This is a genomic window from Limosilactobacillus panis (assembly GCF_019797825.1).
Taxonomy (GTDB): domain Bacteria; phylum Bacillota; class Bacilli; order Lactobacillales; family Lactobacillaceae; genus Limosilactobacillus; species Limosilactobacillus panis_A.
This window is the reverse complement of sequence record NZ_CP081855.1, coordinates 1,530,884-1,549,184: the sequence shown is the minus strand read 5'-3', so window position 1 is coordinate 1,549,184 and position 18,301 is coordinate 1,530,884. Positions and strand designations below refer to the sequence as shown.

21 protein-coding genes and 1 tRNA gene are annotated in these 18,301 nt (G+C 46.3%); 15 read left to right on the top strand and 7 right to left on the bottom strand.

All coding sequences use genetic code 11. The features are described from left to right. The first annotated feature begins 44 nt into the window (after positions 1-44). Together KZE55_RS07475 and KZE55_RS07470 are read left to right on the top strand one after the other, a co-directional pair. Positions 45-986 (top strand): lactate/malate family dehydrogenase, encoded by a 942-nt coding sequence (locus KZE55_RS07475; protein WP_222257991.1) that lies wholly within the window; start codon positions 45-47, stop codon positions 984-986. Then, positions 976-1,551, top strand: a complete 576-nt coding sequence (locus tag KZE55_RS07470) for an LOG family protein (RefSeq protein WP_222257990.1) — start codon at positions 976-978, stop codon at positions 1,549-1,551. Before KZE55_RS07475 ends, KZE55_RS07470 begins: the two co-directional genes overlap by 11 nt. A 41-nt stretch (positions 1,552-1,592) precedes the next feature. Here KZE55_RS07470 and KZE55_RS07465 read toward each other — a convergent pair whose 3' ends face one another. Continuing rightward, entirely contained in the window at positions 1,593-1,955 is a 363-nt protein-coding gene (locus KZE55_RS07465) for a DUF4828 domain-containing protein (RefSeq protein ID WP_222257989.1), read from the bottom strand. A gap of 164 nt (positions 1,956-2,119) precedes the next feature. Here KZE55_RS07465 and KZE55_RS07460 point away from each other — a divergent pair, with 164 nt between their 5' ends. The 4 genes from KZE55_RS07460 (at position 2,120) to wecB (ending at position 5,822) form a co-directional block, all read left to right on the top strand. Next, positions 2,120-3,139, top strand: coding sequence for a Gfo/Idh/MocA family protein (locus KZE55_RS07460; RefSeq protein ID WP_222257988.1), 1,020 nt, complete (start codon positions 2,120-2,122; stop codon positions 3,137-3,139). An 11-nt stretch (positions 3,140-3,150) separates the two neighbouring features. Beyond that, positions 3,151-4,455: a DEAD/DEAH box helicase gene (locus KZE55_RS07455; RefSeq protein WP_222257987.1), complete on the top strand. Its 1,305-nt coding sequence runs from the start codon at positions 3,151-3,153 to the stop codon at positions 4,453-4,455. 56 nt (positions 4,456-4,511) lie between these two features. After that, positions 4,512-4,584 (top strand) — tRNA-Arg (locus KZE55_RS07450). 104 nt (positions 4,585-4,688) lie between these two features. After that, positions 4,689-5,822 carry a non-hydrolyzing UDP-N-acetylglucosamine 2-epimerase gene (gene wecB / locus KZE55_RS07445; protein ID WP_222257986.1) on the top strand — a complete coding sequence of 378 codons (1,134 nt, stop codon included), beginning with the start codon at positions 4,689-4,691 and terminating at the stop codon, positions 5,820-5,822. A 57-nt stretch (positions 5,823-5,879) separates the two neighbouring features. Here the strand turns inward: wecB and KZE55_RS07440 are convergent, their stop codons facing one another. Both KZE55_RS07440 and KZE55_RS07435 read right to left on the bottom strand, forming a co-directional pair. Beyond that, positions 5,880-6,317 (bottom strand): GtrA family protein, encoded by a 438-nt coding sequence (locus KZE55_RS07440; protein ID WP_222257985.1) that lies wholly within the window; start codon positions 6,315-6,317, stop codon positions 5,880-5,882. Next, complete coding sequence (locus KZE55_RS07435) at positions 6,310-6,771, bottom strand: flavodoxin (RefSeq protein ID WP_222259975.1); 462 nt, start codon at positions 6,769-6,771, stop codon at positions 6,310-6,312. Before KZE55_RS07435 ends, KZE55_RS07440 begins: the two co-directional genes overlap by 8 nt. Positions 6,772-6,878: 107 nt before the next feature. Here KZE55_RS07435 and map point away from each other — a divergent pair, with 107 nt between their 5' ends. From map to KZE55_RS07420, 3 genes are all read left to right on the top strand, one after another. Next, positions 6,879-7,733 carry a type I methionyl aminopeptidase gene (gene map, locus KZE55_RS07430; RefSeq protein ID WP_222257984.1) on the top strand — a complete coding sequence of 285 codons (855 nt, stop codon included), beginning with the start codon at positions 6,879-6,881 and terminating at the stop codon, positions 7,731-7,733. 404 nt (positions 7,734-8,137) lie between these two features. Beyond that, the gene (gene yjeM, locus KZE55_RS07425) at positions 8,138-9,643 is read left to right on the top strand and encodes a glutamate/gamma-aminobutyrate family transporter YjeM (RefSeq protein ID WP_222257983.1); all 1,506 of its coding nucleotides are present in this window, start codon (positions 8,138-8,140) and stop codon (positions 9,641-9,643) included. A 117-nt stretch (positions 9,644-9,760) separates the two neighbouring features. After that, complete coding sequence (locus tag KZE55_RS07420) at positions 9,761-10,654, top strand: YihY/virulence factor BrkB family protein (RefSeq protein ID WP_222257982.1); 894 nt, start codon at positions 9,761-9,763, stop codon at positions 10,652-10,654. 71 nt (positions 10,655-10,725) lie between these two features. Here KZE55_RS07420 and KZE55_RS07415 read toward each other — a convergent pair whose 3' ends face one another. Continuing rightward, on the bottom strand, positions 10,726-10,971 hold the full coding sequence (locus KZE55_RS07415; RefSeq protein ID WP_047768089.1) for a DUF2922 domain-containing protein: 246 nt from the start codon (positions 10,969-10,971) through the stop codon (positions 10,726-10,728). 24 nt (positions 10,972-10,995) lie between these two features. After that, positions 10,996-11,211 carry a DUF1659 domain-containing protein gene (locus tag KZE55_RS07410; RefSeq protein ID WP_047768091.1) on the bottom strand — a complete coding sequence of 72 codons (216 nt, stop codon included), beginning with the start codon at positions 11,209-11,211 and terminating at the stop codon, positions 10,996-10,998. Positions 11,212-11,310: 99 nt separating this feature from the next. On the opposite strand from KZE55_RS07410, the gene recX reads away from it, so the two are divergent. The 6 genes from recX to KZE55_RS07380 all read left to right on the top strand — a co-directional run bounded on the left by recX (position 11,311) and on the right by KZE55_RS07380 (position 16,375). Beyond that, positions 11,311-12,111, top strand: coding sequence for a recombination regulator RecX (gene recX / locus KZE55_RS07405; RefSeq protein WP_222257981.1), 801 nt, complete (start codon positions 11,311-11,313; stop codon positions 12,109-12,111). 59 nt (positions 12,112-12,170) lie between these two features. Beyond that, a complete protein-coding gene (locus KZE55_RS07400) occupies positions 12,171-12,815 on the top strand; it encodes a sugar transferase (protein ID WP_222257980.1) in 645 nt (214 codons plus the stop codon). A gap of 21 nt (positions 12,816-12,836) precedes the next feature. Continuing rightward, positions 12,837-13,598: a DUF4422 domain-containing protein gene (locus tag KZE55_RS07395; RefSeq protein ID WP_222257979.1), complete on the top strand. Its 762-nt coding sequence runs from the start codon at positions 12,837-12,839 to the stop codon at positions 13,596-13,598. 20 nt (positions 13,599-13,618) lie between these two features. Next, positions 13,619-14,548 carry a glycosyltransferase family 2 protein gene (locus KZE55_RS07390; RefSeq protein WP_222257978.1) on the top strand — a complete coding sequence of 310 codons (930 nt, stop codon included), beginning with the start codon at positions 13,619-13,621 and terminating at the stop codon, positions 14,546-14,548. Between the two features lie 64 nt (positions 14,549-14,612). Beyond that, positions 14,613-15,386 (top strand): DUF4422 domain-containing protein, encoded by a 774-nt coding sequence (locus tag KZE55_RS07385; RefSeq protein ID WP_222257977.1) that lies wholly within the window; start codon positions 14,613-14,615, stop codon positions 15,384-15,386. 20 nt (positions 15,387-15,406) lie between these two features. Then, complete coding sequence (locus tag KZE55_RS07380) at positions 15,407-16,375, top strand: glycosyltransferase family 2 protein (RefSeq protein WP_261313225.1); 969 nt, start codon at positions 15,407-15,409, stop codon at positions 16,373-16,375. A gap of 109 nt (positions 16,376-16,484) precedes the next feature. Here KZE55_RS07380 and KZE55_RS07375 read toward each other — a convergent pair whose 3' ends face one another. After that, positions 16,485-17,408 (bottom strand): IS30 family transposase, encoded by a 924-nt coding sequence (locus tag KZE55_RS07375; protein WP_222257976.1) that lies wholly within the window; start codon positions 17,406-17,408, stop codon positions 16,485-16,487. A gap of 360 nt (positions 17,409-17,768) precedes the next feature. Then, the gene (locus KZE55_RS07370; protein ID WP_222257975.1) at positions 17,769-18,257 is read right to left on the bottom strand and encodes a hypothetical protein; all 489 of its coding nucleotides are present in this window, start codon (positions 18,255-18,257) and stop codon (positions 17,769-17,771) included. Positions 18,258-18,301: the final 44 nt, after the last annotated feature.

Below are 18,301 nucleotides of genomic sequence, written 5' to 3'. Positions count from 1 at the left end.
GTAGAGAGCGTCAGCCTCTCCTTTGTAATTAGCGAGGTGCAGGTATGAGAAAAATTGGAATTATTGGATTAGGCCACGTGGGGCGCCTCCTGGCAAATGAACAGGTAGTTACTGGCGAAGCAGATGAGTTGGTCCTAATCGACCAGGATGATGACCGTGCCCTAGCAGTGCAAACCGACCTAGCAGACGCGGCTACCGCCAGTGCCTATCATCCGAAAATCACCATCCAGGACTATGCGGCGCTTGGTGGGGCTCAAGTTGTTGTTGTGGCGGTCGGTAAGAGTGCCTTAGCTAGAGAACAGCCGATGGCCGAGCTGACTACTAGTGGTCAGGCAGTAAGAAAGATTGCCCCGAAAATCAAAGCGAGTGGCTTTAAGGGAATCGTCCTCAACCTAACTGACCCGAACGAATCCATCACCGCCTTCCTCCAGGAGGAATTACTCCTCCCGCCTAAGCAGGTAATTGGCCTGGGAACGGTTCTGGATACCGCCCGGATGCGCCGGGCGGTTGCTCATGCTGCCCACTTGTCTGTGGCCAACGTGACCGGCTTCGTCTATGGTCAGCATAACGGTCGGCAAAGTTTTGCCTGGTCTACCGTCCGGGTTAACGGCCAGGGGATTGATGAATCCATCAATGGTCACCGGCTGGACGAGAGTCAGCTCAAGGTTCAGGCTGACCTCAGTGGTTGGTACACCTTAAAGGGACTGGGTTACAACGCCAGTGCAGCGGTTGCCTGGGCCCGGCGGATTATCCGGGCCATCTTTACCGATGAGCAGTTAGGCTTGCCGGTAGCCATTTTCCAGCCGCAGTATTCGACCTACGTAAGTTTTCCGGCACTAATTGGGCGTCAGGGTGTGGGGAACCTGTTGCTGCTCAAGTTGTACCCGGTCGAAGAGATGGCTGTTAAGACCGCTGCAGCTGATATCAAACAGCAGTTGGCGACACTTCAAGAATTAAGCAAAGAGGGGAAAGCAGATGACAATTAACAAGCTAGCAGTTTACTGTGGAGCCTTAGAAGGCAAGGATAAGCATTACATGGTTGAGGCGGAGAGGCTCGGTGAGTGGCTAGCAGCCCACCAGATTGACCTGGTTTATGGTGGTGGCCGTCATGGCCTGATGGGGGCAATTGCCCGGGGGACCCTCCTGAATGGCGGTCTGGTCCACAGCGTGATTACCCAAGAACTATACGACCGTGGCGTGACCTTAGACGGGGTCACGGACCGGCAGATCGTTGCCAACATGGACATCCGCAAGGAAAAGATGATGAGCCTGGCGGATGGGATGCTGGCCTTTCCCGGCGGCGTAGGGACCCTGGAAGAAATCAGCCAGGCGGCCTCCTGGGTAACGCTTGGTGATAATAAAAAACCAGTTGCCTTTTATAATTACCGTGGTTACTACGATAATTTAAAAAAGCAGCTGGTTGAGATGACTAAGGCGGGCTTTTTAGAGAAGGAATACCTGAAGAGTCTGTACTTTGGGGATGACCTGGGCACGATTATTAAATTCATGAATGACTACCAGGCTCCCCACCACCGCACCTATGACAAATAAATTTTAAAATAAAAAAACGCTGTGTTGCAGCGCTCCAATAATTATTGAACTGGTTGAATTGTGTAAACCTGGTCGTCAGCTTCATCGGAAAGGGAAACTGGCCGTTGTTCATTGGCTCGAATCGTAATGTGGTAACCAAACTTATCAAGGAATACTAATTTGTCATTCTTAATTTGTTGAACAGTGGCCGGAATTATCTGATTGTCGATGCCCAATTTAAGTTCAGGAGAAATGGTGATTTTATGGAATCGATTACGTTCCTTGTCATAATATTGCCAAGTACCAGTGTAAAAAATTGGTAGCGCTGTTGTCGTGCTACTCTTCTTTGCGCGGCTGAACCCGAAGGTACTGCTGAGTCCAGCCATAAGTCCCGCGCCGAAAAGTAACATTCCCTTTTTCTTCATATTCCATCGATCTCCTCAATTAAGTATGTGATAAGTCATTTAACTTCCATGCTTATTATACACACATTTGTGTTATGGGAAGATTTCAATTCTGTTAAAAAGCCGCAATAATTGGTAAAATTAGTTGTAACAATCGTATTTATATTAAAGGAGAGAATTGCATTATGCTCAAGTTAGGAATTATCGGAACTCACATTATTACTGATCAAATGTTAGATGCCGCTAAGACTACTGGTAAGTATAAGCTGACGACCGTTTATTCACGGACGATGGACCGGGCCAAGGAATACGGCAAGCCTTATGGGGCCACGGAATTCTACGATGACCTTGACAAGTTCTTTAGTGAAGGAGACTTTGATGTGGTCTACGTTGCTTCACCAAACAGTCTGCACTACTCACAAGTTCGTAAGGCCATTGAAAACGATAAGTTCATCATCGTTGAAAAGCCATCGTTTGCTAATCCTGACGAATTTAGCGCCATTGAATCCCTCCTTGCTGCCCACCCGAAGGCCCGCTTAGTTGAAGCTGCGCGGCACATCCACACGCCCCTTTATAAGAAGGCGGCTGAGAAGGTTGCTGAGATGAAGCAAGATCACTGCCAAGGAGCCACAATTACAGTGATGAAGTACTCATCCCGTTACGACAAGGTCTTAGCTGGTGATAAGCCATATCCAAATATCTTCACTCTCGACTTTGCCGGTGGGGCGCTGATGGACTTGGGAGTCTACGCCGTCTACGGTGCGGTGACACTCTTCGGCGAACCAAGCACGGTCGTATACTACCCAACCCTCGCTAAGACAGGTGTTGACGCCAAGGGGGTTGCGATCCTCGACTACGATAAGTTCTCCGTTACCCTAAACTTCGGTAAGACTGCCAATTCGCACCTGTCATCAGAAGTTTATGGACTAAAGGATACCCTGGTTTTTGACAGTATCTTCAACACCAAGAAGGTTGTTTACTATGATGCCGACAAGAATGCTCACCCGCTGGACGTCCCGGTTGAAGAAAACTCCATGACCGATGAAATGAATGACTTTGCCGACCTCTTCACCAATCCGGATGATCCGGCCGAAATGAAGAAGTACCAGCACTGGATGGATCTAGCCCGGACGGTTAACTCCGTCATGTACTCCCTCCGGCAGTCAGCAAATTTGGTATTTCCAGCAGACAATGATCAAGAATAGGATGATAATGTTTGATTGAACAATTTAAGGAACATTTTGATAAGCTGTACAAACAACCAACGGCAATCCAGTCGGCGGTTGAAAAGGCTCTCCAGACCGATAAATCAGTCCTGGGGATTGCCCCGACCGGTTCCGGTAAGACCCTGGCCTTCACTTTGCCGCTTTTACCCAAGGTGATGCCGGGCTCTGGCACCCAGATTCTGGTCCTCGCACCATCACAAGAACTGGCCCTCCAGACCGCCCGAGTGATGCGGGAGTGGGGGACCATTATCGGTGTTAAGGTCCAGTCCTTGACCGGTGGTGCGAACCTCCGTCGACAGGTGATGCACCTACACAAGCATCCCGATGTCGTCGTCGGAACGCCCGGCCGGGTTTTACACATGCTGGATAACCACCACCTGAAGCTTGGTCACCTCCAGACAATGGTGATTGACGAAGCGGATGACCTCCTTCAAGATGATACCTTAGCAGTCGTTGAGGACATTGAGCGGGCGACCCCGCTGTCCACCCAGCTGGCTTTCTTCTCAGCTACCATGTCACCGGTCCTCAACCAGTTGAATGTGATGTTTGGTCGCGACATCGTGACCTTCGATGTTCGTGAGTCTGACCATTCGCGGGGTCCCGTCCGTCACGTCTATCTCGCCGCCCGGACGAATGTCCAGAAGACGGCGACCCTCCGGCGTTTGGCCAGCATGAAGGACTTCCGGGCCCTGGTTTTCTTCAACAGCACCCGGACACTCCATTACGCGGCCAGCCGGTTAAAACACGAGCACGTTAATGTCGGCATCCTCGGTGGGCGCCAACGGCAAACCGAGCGGGAAAAGGCGATGCGAATGTTCCGTAAGCGCCAAATTAAGCTGCTCTTAACCACCGATCTGGCGGCCCGGGGGCTAGACATTCCAAAGCTGCCCGGGGTGGTGAACTTTGATTTGCCAACTGCAACCAATACCTACGTTCACCGGGCAGGACGGACCGGCCGGCAGGGTGAACGGGGCATGGTCATTAACCTCGGAGATGATCATGATATCCGTGACCTGCGTAAACTTGTCAAGGACCTCGACGTGGACATTAAGCACTTCTACATTAGCGAAGACCACCTGACCGACCAAAAGCCGGTTGCTGGTGAGCGGGTGGTTCCCTACGTCAAGAAGGCTGACCACCGCCTGCAGAAGAAGCAACTGACGGGTGAGCCGCGGTTGAAGAAGTCGGTGGATAAGACTTTTGCAGGCTTTTCCAAGCCCAAGAAGCACCGCCACAAAAAGAACCGCAAAAATAAGGGCATTCGTCTGAAGCACCGTCGCCAAAATTTAAAATAAAAAAGGACATTATTGCTTTACCTTCACCGAGGTAAATGCGATAATATTCTTTGCTTGGTCCCATAGCATAATTGGATAGTGCATCCGCCTCCTAAGCGGTCGATTCCGGTTCAAGCCCGGATGGGATCATCATTTTAATTAGCAGCCTGGCGAAGGAGTTCCCGGGTTGCTTTTATTTTACGGAAATATTAGGTGTACAATAATAATGAATTTTATCGAAAGGAGCGAGCTAAGTGCAACCACCGTATCGAATCATGTTCCTCTTCGGAACCCGGGCTGAAGCATTAAAATTGGCACCGGTAATCAAGTTGGTGCGGACTGATTTGGATACCTGGCAACCGCTGGTGGTAACGACCATGCAGCAAAGCCAGCAGGAGGTTCTCCAACAGACGTTGGACTACCTGAAGATCAAGTCAGACTTTGATCTGGCCCGGGAGGCCAACCAAACGGCCGACCCGGTTGAGGGACTGAGCTTCCTGTTGCACAATCTGAATAACGTCGTCAATGCTGGCCAGCCAGATATGCTCTTGGTAGTCGGGGATGCATCCACCAGCTTAGCTGCCAGCCTGGTGGGCTTCTATCACCGCCTACCAATTGGCCATATTGAAGCGGGACTGCGGACCCATGATAAGCGGTTACCGTTTCCGGACGAGATGCATCGACGGTTGACTGACGACTTAGCCGACCTTTACTTTGCGCCGACAACCCACGCCCGTGATAACCTCCTGTTGGAACACCATCCGGCTAAACAGATTTACGTGACCGGGAACACGGTAATCGACATGGTAAAGCAGACCTTGGCTGGTGACGATAACATGTCAGCCTTGTTTCCGGAGATTCCAACGGACCACCACTTAATCATTCTGACGATGGAGCGCCCCGAATACTTTGGTGAACCGATGCGTCAGGTTTTTCACACGGTGCGTGATATTGTGGAGACCAATCCCAACGTTGAACTAATCTACCCGGTCTTTCCGGATCCGGAGGTCGTGGCGATGGCCGAAGAGGTCCTCGGTAAGCATGCCCGGATCCACCTGACCAAGCCGCTGAATCACTCGACCTTCCTGCGGCTGGCGGCCCGGGGAACGTTGATCATTACCGATTCGGGAAGCATCCAGGAAGAAGCACCCGCCTTGCACACCCCGGTCCTACTCCTGCGGGAAAAGACGGAGCGGCAGGAGGCGGTTGATGTGGGGGCCGTTAAGGTTGTTGGAACGGACCCGACCAGCATCCAGCAGGCGGTCTTTGAACTGCTCAATAACCACCGGAAGTACAAGCGTATGGCGGAAGCGGATAATCCCTTTGGCAATGGGCACGCCAGTGAAAAAATCTTACAGATTATTCAGAATTATCTAGCTCAGAAATAGAAGTAAGGCTCAAGCAGGGGAGAATACCCCGGGCTTGGGCCTTGTTTACTTTGCAGGTTACTTGTTTTCAATTTTCTTATTATTGTTAAAGATGAGCCACTTCGAGAAGATATAGTTAGCGACAATAACGATGACGTTGTCGATGACCTTGACGATGAACTGGCCAAGTGGGTCCTTAAAACCGAGCCCGGAGATTCCAACAAAGGTAATAACGATGTCGATGACTAAAGTCAGGGCCCGGTAAAAGAAAAAGCGGAAAATCTCAGCGATAAAGTCGCTGACAGTGGTGTAGTGGGAACCAAATACCCAGACCTTATTGGTGAAGTAGGCAACCAAAACAGACACAAACCAGGCGATGACTGTGGCAACTTCGTAATTCCAATGAATCCCGGAACTGAGAATCTGGAAGGTGGCCAGGTTGACAATCGTCGTCACCACACCCCAGAAGAGGTAGGCGACGATTGACTTGTACTTGTCCCACAGTTCTTTAAGCATTCAGTTCTTCCGCCTTTTTAACAAGTTCCGCCGTGAATTTGTCCAGCTTCTTGACGTCTTCACTGTCGGGGGCCAGGTTGATGTGGACGTTTTCGCTACCCTTAGTTGCCCCAGTGCCGTCGAAGACTTTGCCGAATTCGTCAACCGCCTTGCAGAAGTCGTCACCGTAGAAGGTGTCCCCGGAGCCGGCAACACCGTAAACCTTACCGTCCAGTTCTTCTTCTTGCAGGTCATCGAAAAAGTCCATCCCCTCGTCAGGCAGGGCCCCTTCGTCGTAGGTGTAAGGGCAGACAACACAGATATCGACGTCTTCGAAGTCCGCCGGGTCGGCTAAGGAGATTTCGGTGGTTTCAACATCGACGTCGTGGTCGTCTTCCAAGGATTCGGCGATCAGGTCGGCGACATCCTTGTTGTTACCAGTGATGGTTGCGTAAATTACGAGTGCTTTCATTATATATGCCTCCAAATTATTGATCTTTTTTAGTATAGCATGGTTTGGGTGTTTTAGCGGTGACAAGTGGTATACTAATAACGATAGAATGTCAAAAAGGAGATCCGAGAATGATTACATTAAAATCGCCACGTGAAATTGAAGCGATGGAAAAATCTGGTGCGGCCCTTGCCGGCATGCACCTCGGAATTCGCGAGTTTATTAAGCCCGGAATTTCCAGCTGGAAGATTGAAGAATTTGCCCGCAAGTACTTCAAGGCTGCCGGTGCCAAGGCCGAACAAATTGGCTTTGAAGGATACAAGTACGCTACCTGTGTCAGTGTTAACGACGAAATTTGCCACGGTTTCCCCCGCAAAAACCTTATGTTGAAGAAGGGGGATTTGGTTAAGGTCGATACCGTGGTCAGCGTGGATGGCTTCTTTAGTGACTCTTGCTGGTCTTACGCAGTGGGCGAAGTAAAGCCAGAAATCAAGAAGCTGATGGATGTTACCAAGAAAGCGCTCTTCATGGGAATTGACCAGTGTGTTCCCGGCAACCGGATTGGGGACATTGGCGCCGTTATCCAACACTACACCGAAGACGAAAATGGTTATGGTGATGTCCGGGAGTTTGTCGGGCACGGTATCCAACCAACGATGCACGAAGATCCCATGGTTCCGCACTACGGGGAACACGGTCAAGGCTTGCGCCTGAAGAAGGGCATGACCATCACTGTTGAACCAATGATTAATACCGGGACCTGGGAAGCCGACACCAGTGACCCAAGTGGCTGGTTAGCTAAGACGGCCGATGGTGGTTGGAGCTGCCAATACGAACACACCTTAGTCGTTACCGACAAGGGACCAAAGATTCTGACTTCTCAAGACCCCGAAGCGGATGCTAAGTACATCTATGACGACAACTACGCCAAGTACCTAGACCACTACGGCAAGATTGCCCGGGAAGTTGCCGAACAATTTAAGTAATGATTTCAACCTCAGCTGTTGGCTGGGGTTTTTGTATTTTAAACCTTGTTTTAAACGCTATTACTCACTTAACAAAATAAAGTTATTCAATAAATTTGCTTATAATAATTAAGCAAATATTATCAATTCTCATTATTATGTTACCTAATCTGCCTAAATTGTCATTTTGCACCGATAAATATGCAAACCATGTGAATGCATCTTTATACGCACAAAAGCTGAATAATCGCGCTACTTTGTATCATAAATGAATATTTTAGCGAAAATAATTGCATATTTTGATTAGAGTTTGATTAAAAAGGCCTGTAAACTCTTCAAATATTCAAAAAGTGAACTATACTTATTTTATTAAATAATTTCTTAATTTTATTTAAGATTATGAGTATTTATGGAGGAATAGGATATTGGAAGAACAGAGTGGTAATAAAAAAATTATTACTACCTTTGGCTTGGTCACGATGATCATTACCGCTATCTTCGGTTTTGGTAATGTTTCAAACGCCTACTTACAAATGGGCTACGGTAGTATTATCTGGTACGCACTGGCGGGGATTTGTTTCTTCTTCCCATGCGGCTTAATGATGGCTGAATATGGTTCGACATTTAAGGATGCCAAAGGAGGGATCTACTCCTGGTTGGCGGGTTCCGTCGGTGAACGGATTGCCTTCATGGGGACCTTCGTTTGGTTGGCATCCTGGATCGTCTGGATGGTTTCGACAGCTTCACGGATTTGGATCACCTTCTCCGCACTGATTTTTGGTAAGGATACTACCCAACAGTGGCACGCTTTTGGACTGACTTCGACGCAGTTCATCGGGGTGTTAGGGATCATCATGATCCTGGTCGTTACCTTCCTGAGCTCGCGGGGGATGAACTCCATCGCCAAGGTTGGTTCACTTGGTGGAATCTTCACCATTGCCGTTAATATTATCTTCGTCGTTGTCAGTTTCATCGTTCTGATTGCTGATAAGGGGGTCTTGAAGGAACCAATCCACGGTGTTAGTTCCTTCATCACTTCACCGAATCCCCAGTTCCAGAGTCCAATTGCCATTATTTCATTTGTCGCCTACGCGATCTTTGCTTACGGGGGGATGGAATCATTGGGTTCCGTTACTGATAGCATGAAGAACCCAGAAAAGACTTTCCCACGCGGCTTGATTATCGCCAGTGTATTCACGATTGGTGCCTATGTTTTGATGATCTTCATGCTAGGGTGGTCCGTAAATTACCAGCATGATTTAACCAAGAGTAGTGTTAACCTAGGAAACGTTACTTACGTGGTCTTTAACTACCTGGGCGTTACGATGGGGACATCACTCGGTTGGTCCCACGCGGCGGCACTGACTTTCGGGGTAATCATGACCCGGATTGTTGCCTTGGCACAGACGCTAGGCTTCTTGGGCGCCCTCTTTATCTTGATGTACTCACCAATTAAGGCCTTCATCATTGGGTCTAACCCAGATTTGTGGCCAAAGAAGCTGACCAAGCTCAACAAGGCCGACATGCCGGCTAACGCCATGTGGCTGCAAGCAATTGTCGTTTGTGTTATCGTCTTCCTGGTTGCCTTTGGAGGATCGGCTGCCCAAAAATTCTACCTGATCTTGACTGATATGGCCAACGTTTCAACCTGTTTCCCATACATCTTCCTGATTGGCGCCTTCCCATTCTTTAAGGCCAAAAAGAACCTCGACCGGCCATTTGTAATCTTTAAGAACCGGTTCTGGACGAACGTCTTGGTTGTCTTTGTGGAACTGATCCTGGCTTGTGGGATCATCTTCACCTTCATGCAACCACTGCTGGAGAAAGATTACCAAACCGCCTTCTGGACACTCGCCGGACCAATCTTCTTTGCGATTGTGGCCCTGGTCTTCTACCAGATTGCGGCCAAGAAGCGGCGTGCTAATAAATAATTTATTAAATCAAAACGCGACTGACGTTCATTTTCGTTAGCCGCGTTTCTTTGTATTATCGTCCACTACCCATTATTATTTGCTATAATGTCCCTATACTATTAAAGGGAGAATACCATGAGTAAGGAACCGGGGAAATTTAAGAACTTCGTGCTGCTCTTGATGCGGCACTTCACCATGGCCCAGATATCGAGTTCGGCGGCCATGTTGGCCTACTATACCTTATTATCGATTTTCCCAGCCGTCCTGGTGATTGGAAACCTCCTACCAATGATGGGGCTGGATGCCAATACGGTCTTGGCCTACCTCCAATCAGCGGTTCCCACGTCAGTCTATGAGTTTATCCGGCCCCTGATTTTTGACTTCCTCCGCCGGGGGAGTGGGGGCTTACTGACGACTGGGGCCTTGATTGCTCTCTGGTCGACCAGTCAGGGGATTGCGGCCTTCCAGCGGTCAGTTAACCTGACCTATGGGGTGGCCCGCAACCAGAACCCGGTGATTAACCGGGTGGTTTCCTTTATCTGGATGATCGTTGTCCTCGCCGTTATTTTCATCATCGTCCTCCTTTACGGATTTGGTGAACAGATCTTAAAGAGTATCCAGCCGTTTCTGCGCTTTAACCGGAGTTACATCTACCTATTTAGCTCACTGCGGTGGCCGGTTACCTTTGCGGTCCTCTTTTTAGCGTTGACCCTGTTGTACTACTTCGTGCCCAACGCTAAGGTTCACCTCCGCTATGCTGCGGCCGGGGCGCTTTTGGCCGCCCTTTTGTGGATGGGATTGTCCCGGCTCTTTTCCTACTACACGGTCTTCTTCCGTCACAGTGTGATTTCCTACAAGACGATTGGGGCCTTCATCGCGATGATGATCTGGCTGGACCTGTCCGGCTACGTCATAATGCTTGGGGCGGTGCTAAACGCTACTCTCCAGGAAGCTCACGAAGGGGTCCTGCGCGAACGGGAACACTTCTGGCAAATCATTGACCGCGAGGAACGGCGAAAACGCAAATAAAAATGGGCCCCAACGCGGGGAAATCCCGAACGTTGGCGCCCAACTTATCTTATAGGTGGTACCATGCTTTGCTAAGCAGCTGGTGCTTCTTTCTTTTCGTCGTTAAAGAGGACGGTGGAGACGGTATCAACGTACTTGGCGGCGATTGGCTTGGCGTAGATGTCCTCCTCGTCGCCCTTACTGAAGGCGTGGGCGTTAGCAATTTGGTCCATTGCCTGGCGGACGGCATCGGCGGAGAGGTTTTCACTAGCGTAGCTGAGCTTTAAGAGGTGCTTTTTACCAAGGTTGCCCTTGAAAGTTAAATTAAGAGTTCGCATTTGAGAAAGTTCCTTTCTTTAAGTTTATTCAGCGGTGATGAACTGGTCAGTAGTGATGATGTTAGTGGCGGTGCACTTTTCGCCGGTCAGGCTTTCGATGGCAGAGCCAACAATTGCCAGCTGTTCACCAGAGACATTTTGGGAGACGTTGTTGAAGAGGCGCTTGATGCCCTTGGGATGCTTATCTCCGACTAATGTTAACTGGACTTTGGCAGACTTAAATTGACGTTCCATACTCATGTTGAGCACTCCTTTATTGTGTTTTTCATAAGTAGTGGCCACTGCTTACACTTATATAAACGATTCAGAACGGAAAAAATGAAGGGTGAATCTTAAAAAATGGCGAAGATTTCTAAAATTACAGCACAGAAGCGGCGTGGTCGCTATAATGTCTATGTAGATGGCAAGTACGCCTTTCCCGTGGCGGAGAGCGTCTTAGTGAAGTTCCGTTTGATGAAGGGGATGGAAGTCGATCAGGACCTTATCAGGCGGGTCACAACTGCCGACCAACAGGCCCAGGCCTACGCAAAGATTCTCGACTACTTATCCTATCAGATGCGGAGCGAGAGCGAGGTCGAAAAAAAGCTCCATGACCTTGAGACACCACCGGAATTTGTGGACCCCATCATGGCCAAGCTCCGGGAACACCGCCTGGTGGATGACCACCAGTACGCACTATCCTATGTCCAAACGATGATGACCACTAGCCTGAAGGGCCCCGGTGTCATCCGCCGGCATCTTCGTATGAAAAAGGTTGGGGAAAATGACATTGACGCGGCCCTGGCCAACTTCACCAACGCCCAGCAAGTAGAAAATGCTAGTAAGCTTGCTAAAAAGTTATTCAAGCGGTACCGTAACCAACCAACTTTCCGCCGGGAACAGAAAGTCCGGCAGGGGCTGATGACTAAGGGTTACTCCAGTGACCTATTTGACCAGATCAAGGACCAGGTTGAGCCCGCAGCGGACCCCGACCACCAGGCGGACCTCTTAGCTAGCCAGGCGGAGAAGGTCTGGCGCCGCTATCGTCGCTACACTGGATTGGATCGGGAGCGGCGGTTCAAGCAGGCAATGTACCGGAAGGGCTTTGACCTGGATGCCGTGCAGCACTGGCTGAGTGAAAAACAGGAGGGACTTTCCTAACGAAGAGAATACTGGTATTATAGGTAAGATATATTACTAAGGTTTAAAGAGAAAAGAAAATGAAGATTCATATTAATGAACAACAACTAAATCATCAGTATGGCTACCGCTTCATCAAACGGCTTTTTGACATTGTCGCTTCATCAATTGCGGTGGTTATTTTGAGCCCATTATTCTTGATCATTGCAATCTGTATCAAGATTGATGACCCCAAAGGCCCCATCTTTTATACCCAGATTCGAGTAGGTAAGGATGGTAAGCACTTTAGAATGTTTAAATTTCGTTCAATGGTTACTAATGCGGATGAATTGTTGGCGAAGTTGCGGAGTAAAAATGAAGTTAACGGGGCAATGTTTAAAATGAAGAACGATCCACGCATCACACGAGTGGGTCGTTTTATTCGGAAATATAGCCTTGATGAGCTTCCCCAACTAGTTAACGTAGTCGGCGGGTCGATGAGCATCGTTGGCCCCCGGCCGCCGCTGGTCGGTGAAGTCGCTGAATATACTGAGTATGATAAGCAACGCTTGATGGTTAAGCCGGGTGCCACGGGAATGTGGCAGGTTGGTGGCAGAAACGACGTCGATTTTGACGAAATGGTCCGCCTTGACCTGACCTATATTCAAGAACGGTCAATCTGGCTCGATCTAAAGATCATGTTTGAAACGGTAAAAGTAATGATTGTGCCAAATGGTGCGTACTAAGTAAGACAAGGAGAAACGAAAGTGGATGTGAAAGTACTTGTCGCAGCGCATAAGAACTATGCGATGCCCAAAGACAGCCTTTATTTACCCGTATTTGTGGGTAAGGAAATTCACCCGGATGTTAACCATACATTCCAGGGGGACAATACGGGCGACAATATTTCCGTCAAGAACCCGACTTATAATGAGTTGACGGCCATTTACTGGGGCTGGAAGAACCTTGATTTAGATGCCATGGGACTTGTCCATTACCGGCGGTACCTTAGTATGAACCACCGTAAGTCCCTGGATGACGTTTTGTCTAAAAAACAGGCAGAAACCCTACTAACCAATCATGATATCATTTTACCACCCAAGCGGCGTTATTACATTGAAAGTAATGAGTCACACTACTTACATGCCCACCACCATGAGCCATTTGAGGTGATGCGGCAGGTGATTAGGGAGCAGTACCCAGAATACCTGCCATCCTTCGAAAAGGTTGTGAAGCGGACCTGGGCGCACATGTTTAACATGTTCGTAATGAAGAAACAGCCGCTTAATGAATACTGCACGTGGATGTTTGCGGTCTTGGCAGAAGTGGAAAAGCGGACTGATATTAGCAACTATTCGGCATACGAGAAGCGAGTATACGGATTTCTGAGTGAGTTACTCTTGGATACCTGGCTGGATAAGAACACTCAGTATTCAACGGTTGAGGTGAAGTATGTCTTCATGGAACACACCAACTGGTTCAAAAAGGGCGGCAAGTTTATCTTACGCAAGATTACTGGCCATGCCTAAGAAAGTAGGGGGAATCTGAAGTGGCAAAGTTATCGATCGTCGTACCGTGCTACAACGAAGAGGAGACCGTCCCGTTGTTTTATCCAGCAGTGGAAAAAGTTGTCCAGAAAATGCCGGTTGAGGTTGAATACTGGTTTGTCAACGATGGTTCGGCTGACAATACATTGACTGAGATGCGGAAGCTCCACGAAAGGGATCCGGAACGTGTGCACTACGTCTCCTTCTCCCGGAATTTCGGTAAGGAGGCCGGCTTATACGCCGGACTGGAGGCAACGACCGGTGATTACGTGGTTGTGATGGATGTGGACCTCCAGGACCCACCGAAGTACCTGCCAGAGATGTATGACTATGTCTCGTCTGGCGAATACGACTGTGTGGGGATGAGGCGGACTGACCGGAAGGGTGAGGCAAAGGTTAAGTCTTTCTTAAGTGATCAGTTTTACAATGTAATCAACCGCATTTCTGATACTAAGATTGTCTCGGGAGCACGTGACTACCGGATGATGACCCGGCAAATGGTCGACGCGGTTCTTTCACTGAAGGAGTACAACCGGTTCTCTAAGGGAATCTTTAACTGGGTCGGTTTTAAGACCAAGTACCTGCCATATAAGAACGTGGAGCGGGTTGCTGGAACAACCGATTGGTCAACCTGGAAGCTGTTTAGGTATGCTATTGACGGGATTACCGACTTTTCCGAGGCCCCGTTGGCGATTGCGACCTGGATTGGGGGCTTTTCCGCCTTTATAGCCGTAATTGGTATCATTGTCGTAATCGTGCGCCACTTTATTGCGCCTAACGGCAGTGCGTTTGGTTGGGCCTCACTGGTATGTATTATGTTATTTATTGGTGGTGTCCAGCTCTTCTGTTTAGGGATTGTTGGCCGTTATATTGGTAAAATTTATATGCAGACCAAGCATCGGCCAATTTATATTGTTAAGGAGAAAAAGTAGTGAGGTTATGTACGACAAAAGTTAAAGTTAACCGCTGTAAGTATAATTAATGAGGAAACATTAAATGGTTGTTTATGTAATTACCCACAAAGATTTTAACTATCATAGTTTACAAAAAGGCTATGTTCCATTATTAGTAGGAGCCTACAATAAAAAGAATAAGTATAATTTTTTAACGGATAATATAGGAGATAATATATCTCAAAAAAATAAGTATTTTTGTGAAGAGACCGGGTTGTACTGGATATGGAAACATTCAAATGATAATAAAGTAGGAATTTCTCATTACCGTCGTTTTTTTTCTGACTGCGCTAATCGGAAAATAATGTACCTGAACCTTTTGTTAAGAAATAACACTAAAATTATATCAGTAAAAAAGTTAGACAGAATCTTATCTGATGGTTATCAGTGGATCCTGTCTCAACCAGAACATGGAGGGGATGGTACTCTTTGGAATCAATTTGCAAGTAACCATAATCTTCATGATTTAGAAGTTACTGAAGCAACGATACGTAACTTAACTCCAGAATATTCTGATGCTTTTGGAGAAGTTATGAAGCATAGGTCAACCGGTTCTTTTTACAATATGTTTTACACCACCCATGAGCAATTAAACTTATATTGTGAATGGCTGTTTAAAATTCTTTTCGCTGTTGAGAAGAAAACCGATGTTTCTAACTACGATGACTATCAACAGAGACTTTATGGATTCTTAGCGGAGCGGTTGCTTAATGTTTGGATTTGCAAAAATAAATCTAGAGTAAAGTACCTACCAGTTTTTGAAACTGAAAAGATGAACAGAAATTATGTTTTAAACATACTGAAGAAGACGGTTTAAATTTACTGGAGAATGAGACCTTGAAAGATTTTAAAGTTGCTATCTTGATGTCAACATATAATGGCGAATTATATATAAGACAACAGATTGATTCGATAATTCACCAAAGTTATTCTAACTGGATACTATACATTCGTGATGATGGTTCTAACGATCAGACTGTAAAGATTATAGAGGAATATTCTAAAAAATATGATAATATTGTTTTCTTTAATAAAGACAATATTGAAAACTATGGTGTTGTCCACTCTTTCTTAGAATTGCTGCAAAAAGTTAACGCTGACTTTTATATGTTTGCTGATCAGGACGACTATTGGAAGGAGAATAAAGTTCTTGATACTTTGCATTTAATGTTGTCAGAACCATATGATAACTTACCAATTTGTGTACACACAAACTTAACAGCTGTTGATAAAACCTTAAAAAATGAAGTAGTAACTGAGCCCAAAAGAGTTTGGTCATCATTTCAAAAGGTTTTATTTAGTAACTGTGTAACTGGTTGCACTGTAATGATTAATAATGGATTAAAGAATAAGATAAAATTTGATAACATTAGGTATCAAAATGTTGTAATGCACGATTGGTGGGTGGCACTGATTGCTTCTCAATTTGGTAAGCTAGTATATTTGAAAAAGTCTACAATGTTATATAGGCAGCACGGTGATAATGTTGATGGCAGTCAGAAGAAAAATACAATTGGATGGCTCTTTCATCGTTTAACTCATTATGATTATGATAGATTACAAATGCGTAAAAACATTACTATGATTAACGAATTCTCTCATAACTATATTGAGGAACTAAGTGGTAAAGATAAAGAATATGTAAAAAGGTATAGTCAGTTAGTTAACAAGAGTAGTTTTTTGCATAACTTATTACTGGGTATTCAGTGCCCGCCCCAAGAAAGAACAATAGGTGGATGCTTATTTTTTGTTTACCTAATAACTTTTTTTTATAAAGACTTATTGTATTTAGGCTTGAAACCATGAGAACTTATATGTATAAAAGTCGGTAGCGTAGCTGTGATTGTGTAGTAGTTAAAAAGAATACATACGGTCTTTATTAAGAGGCAGATTGCAAGAAATAACTTGAACGAATTTAGTGACGTAGATTAAGCAGGAAGATCTCGATTGGTGTATGCCAATTAAGACATTTAAGTGGCCGGGAATTCAGATACCAATTGATTTGAATCAGCTTGTGATCGCTTAACTCTTCAATGGCTTGGCCTTTGGGAATAAAGCGTCGTAAAACTCGGTTACGGTTCTCATTACTGCCGCGTTCATGTGGTGAATAAGCATGAGCAAAATAAACCGGAGTACCAGTTCGCTGCTCAATTGCCTGGTAGTTAGCGAACTCTTTACCATGATCTACGGTAAGCGTCTTGAGCTTGTCTTGAAGTTGACTAGCTAGTTCAAGTACGGCTTGAGTCATGGACTGACTGTCGCGACCATGGAGCCGTTTAACAATTGTCAGGCGACTCTTACGCTCCACAAAAGTAGCCACAGCTTGACCTTTACGTTTGCCAGAAAGTACGGTATCAGCTTCAAAGTGGCCGAATTCCTGGCGAGTTTCGACTTTATGAGGCCGCTCCTCAATGGAGCGGCCGTGACTGAACGTACCACGCTTTTCTTTAGCACGATGACGACGCATTCCATGATCAGGCAAATCGGGCAACTGTATATCAAGCCATCCTTGATCAATCCAGTTATAGACCGTCTTGTAGGCAATCCCAACCACATGGGCAACTTGTTCAGGGGACCACTTCTGGACTTGAATCTTTTCTTCGATCAAGTGTTTAAGGTTTTTAGTGAGCGAAGACTTCCGCCCCCGTTGACTAACCTTGCGTTCAAAGTCAGTTTGCGCTAGCTCAGCCTTGTACTCACTATTTAGCCGGTGAAGTTCGTTAAAGACTGTGGTTTTACTAAAGCCTAAGTAATTAGCGATGTATCGCAAGGAACGTCCTTCATTATGAAGCGTTTCAATGACAACACGGTTCTGGAATGATAAAATAGTGGTGCTCATCAAGGTCCTTCTTTCTAATGGATTGTGCGGTAACACCATTAAAGACCTTGATGGGTTTTTCTGTCCACTTAAATGTTCAACTTAAATTTTACAATCTACCAAGACAATTATTTTCTGAATAAGACATCTTTATTATTCATAAGTGATTAAATAGTGGTAGTAACGTTATCACTGACAGTATTGACTGTATTCCGATTGACTGTATTCCGGTGTGTAAATATCATAATTCATTCAACTAAAGAGGGACAAAGGGTTAATCCTAAAGTTGAGTATGTTAGATGATATTCTTTAAAAGAAAGACACAAGTTGCTAAATTTACAACTTGTGTCTTTCTTTTATATAATCATTATTAAAAGCTAATTAGTTATGATGAACAATCTGTGCATTGCTTGGTAAACTACCGGACCAGTCTTTGTAGGTTGTACCAGATTGGTTAGGTGAAGTCTGCCGGTCCATCCCATCACTATCAACGTGATGGGTGATACCGTTTTTATCAGTCCAAACGGCAACATCACTCAAGCCTAATTGTTTGTGACTAGTAATTGATGAACTTTCACTAGTAGCACTGTTGTTACTCTTATTAGTCGTTACGCTATTATTTGCAGCGCTTGATGAACTACTATCTTCTTCTGATTGACTATCACTTGAACTTGATGACTTCTTGTTAGTAGCCTTTGAAGAGGATTGCTTCTTATTCTCATGACTCTTCTTATGCTTTGTAACCTTAGTTACCCGGTCTTTTGAGGTTGCCGACTTAGAAGAGTTATGGTTGGATCCGCAACCAGCTAGTCCGAACGCTAATGTCAGAACTAAAATTCCAGAGCAAACAAAGCGTTGTAATTTTTTCATGTTAAGATGTCTCTCCTATATTTTTAATTTGCAAACTATACTAT

What these genes read in the sequence shown, in the direction of transcription:
- KZE55_RS07475 (WP_222257991.1), top strand. Translation starts at nt 45, where the DNA reads ATGAGAAAAATTGGAATTATTGGATTAGGCCACGTGGGGCGCCTCCTG.
- KZE55_RS07470 (WP_222257990.1), top strand. Translation starts at nt 976, where the DNA reads ATGACAATTAACAAGCTAGCAGTTTACTGTGGAGCCTTAGAAGGCAAG.
- KZE55_RS07465 (WP_222257989.1), bottom strand. Translation starts at nt 1,955, where the DNA reads ATGAAGAAAAAGGGAATGTTACTTTTCGGCGCGGGACTTATGGCTGGA.
- KZE55_RS07460 (WP_222257988.1), top strand. Translation starts at nt 2,120, where the DNA reads ATGCTCAAGTTAGGAATTATCGGAACTCACATTATTACTGATCAAATG.
- KZE55_RS07440 (WP_222257985.1), bottom strand. Translation starts at nt 6,317, where the DNA reads ATGCTTAAAGAACTGTGGGACAAGTACAAGTCAATCGTCGCCTACCTC.
- map (WP_222257984.1), top strand. Translation starts at nt 6,879, where the DNA reads ATGATTACATTAAAATCGCCACGTGAAATTGAAGCGATGGAAAAATCT.
- KZE55_RS07420 (WP_222257982.1), top strand. Translation starts at nt 9,761, where the DNA reads ATGAGTAAGGAACCGGGGAAATTTAAGAACTTCGTGCTGCTCTTGATG.
- KZE55_RS07415 (WP_047768089.1), bottom strand. Translation starts at nt 10,971, where the DNA reads ATGCGAACTCTTAATTTAACTTTCAAGGGCAACCTTGGTAAAAAGCAC.
- KZE55_RS07410 (WP_047768091.1), bottom strand. Translation starts at nt 11,211, where the DNA reads ATGAGTATGGAACGTCAATTTAAGTCTGCCAAAGTCCAGTTAACATTA.
- recX (WP_222257981.1), top strand. Translation starts at nt 11,311, where the DNA reads ATGGCGAAGATTTCTAAAATTACAGCACAGAAGCGGCGTGGTCGCTAT.
- KZE55_RS07400 (WP_222257980.1), top strand. Translation starts at nt 12,171, where the DNA reads ATGAAGATTCATATTAATGAACAACAACTAAATCATCAGTATGGCTAC.
- KZE55_RS07385 (WP_222257977.1), top strand. Translation starts at nt 14,613, where the DNA reads ATGGTTGTTTATGTAATTACCCACAAAGATTTTAACTATCATAGTTTA.
- KZE55_RS07375 (WP_222257976.1), bottom strand. Translation starts at nt 17,408, where the DNA reads ATGAGCACCACTATTTTATCATTCCAGAACCGTGTTGTCATTGAAACG.
- KZE55_RS07370 (WP_222257975.1), bottom strand. Translation starts at nt 18,257, where the DNA reads ATGAAAAAATTACAACGCTTTGTTTGCTCTGGAATTTTAGTTCTGACA.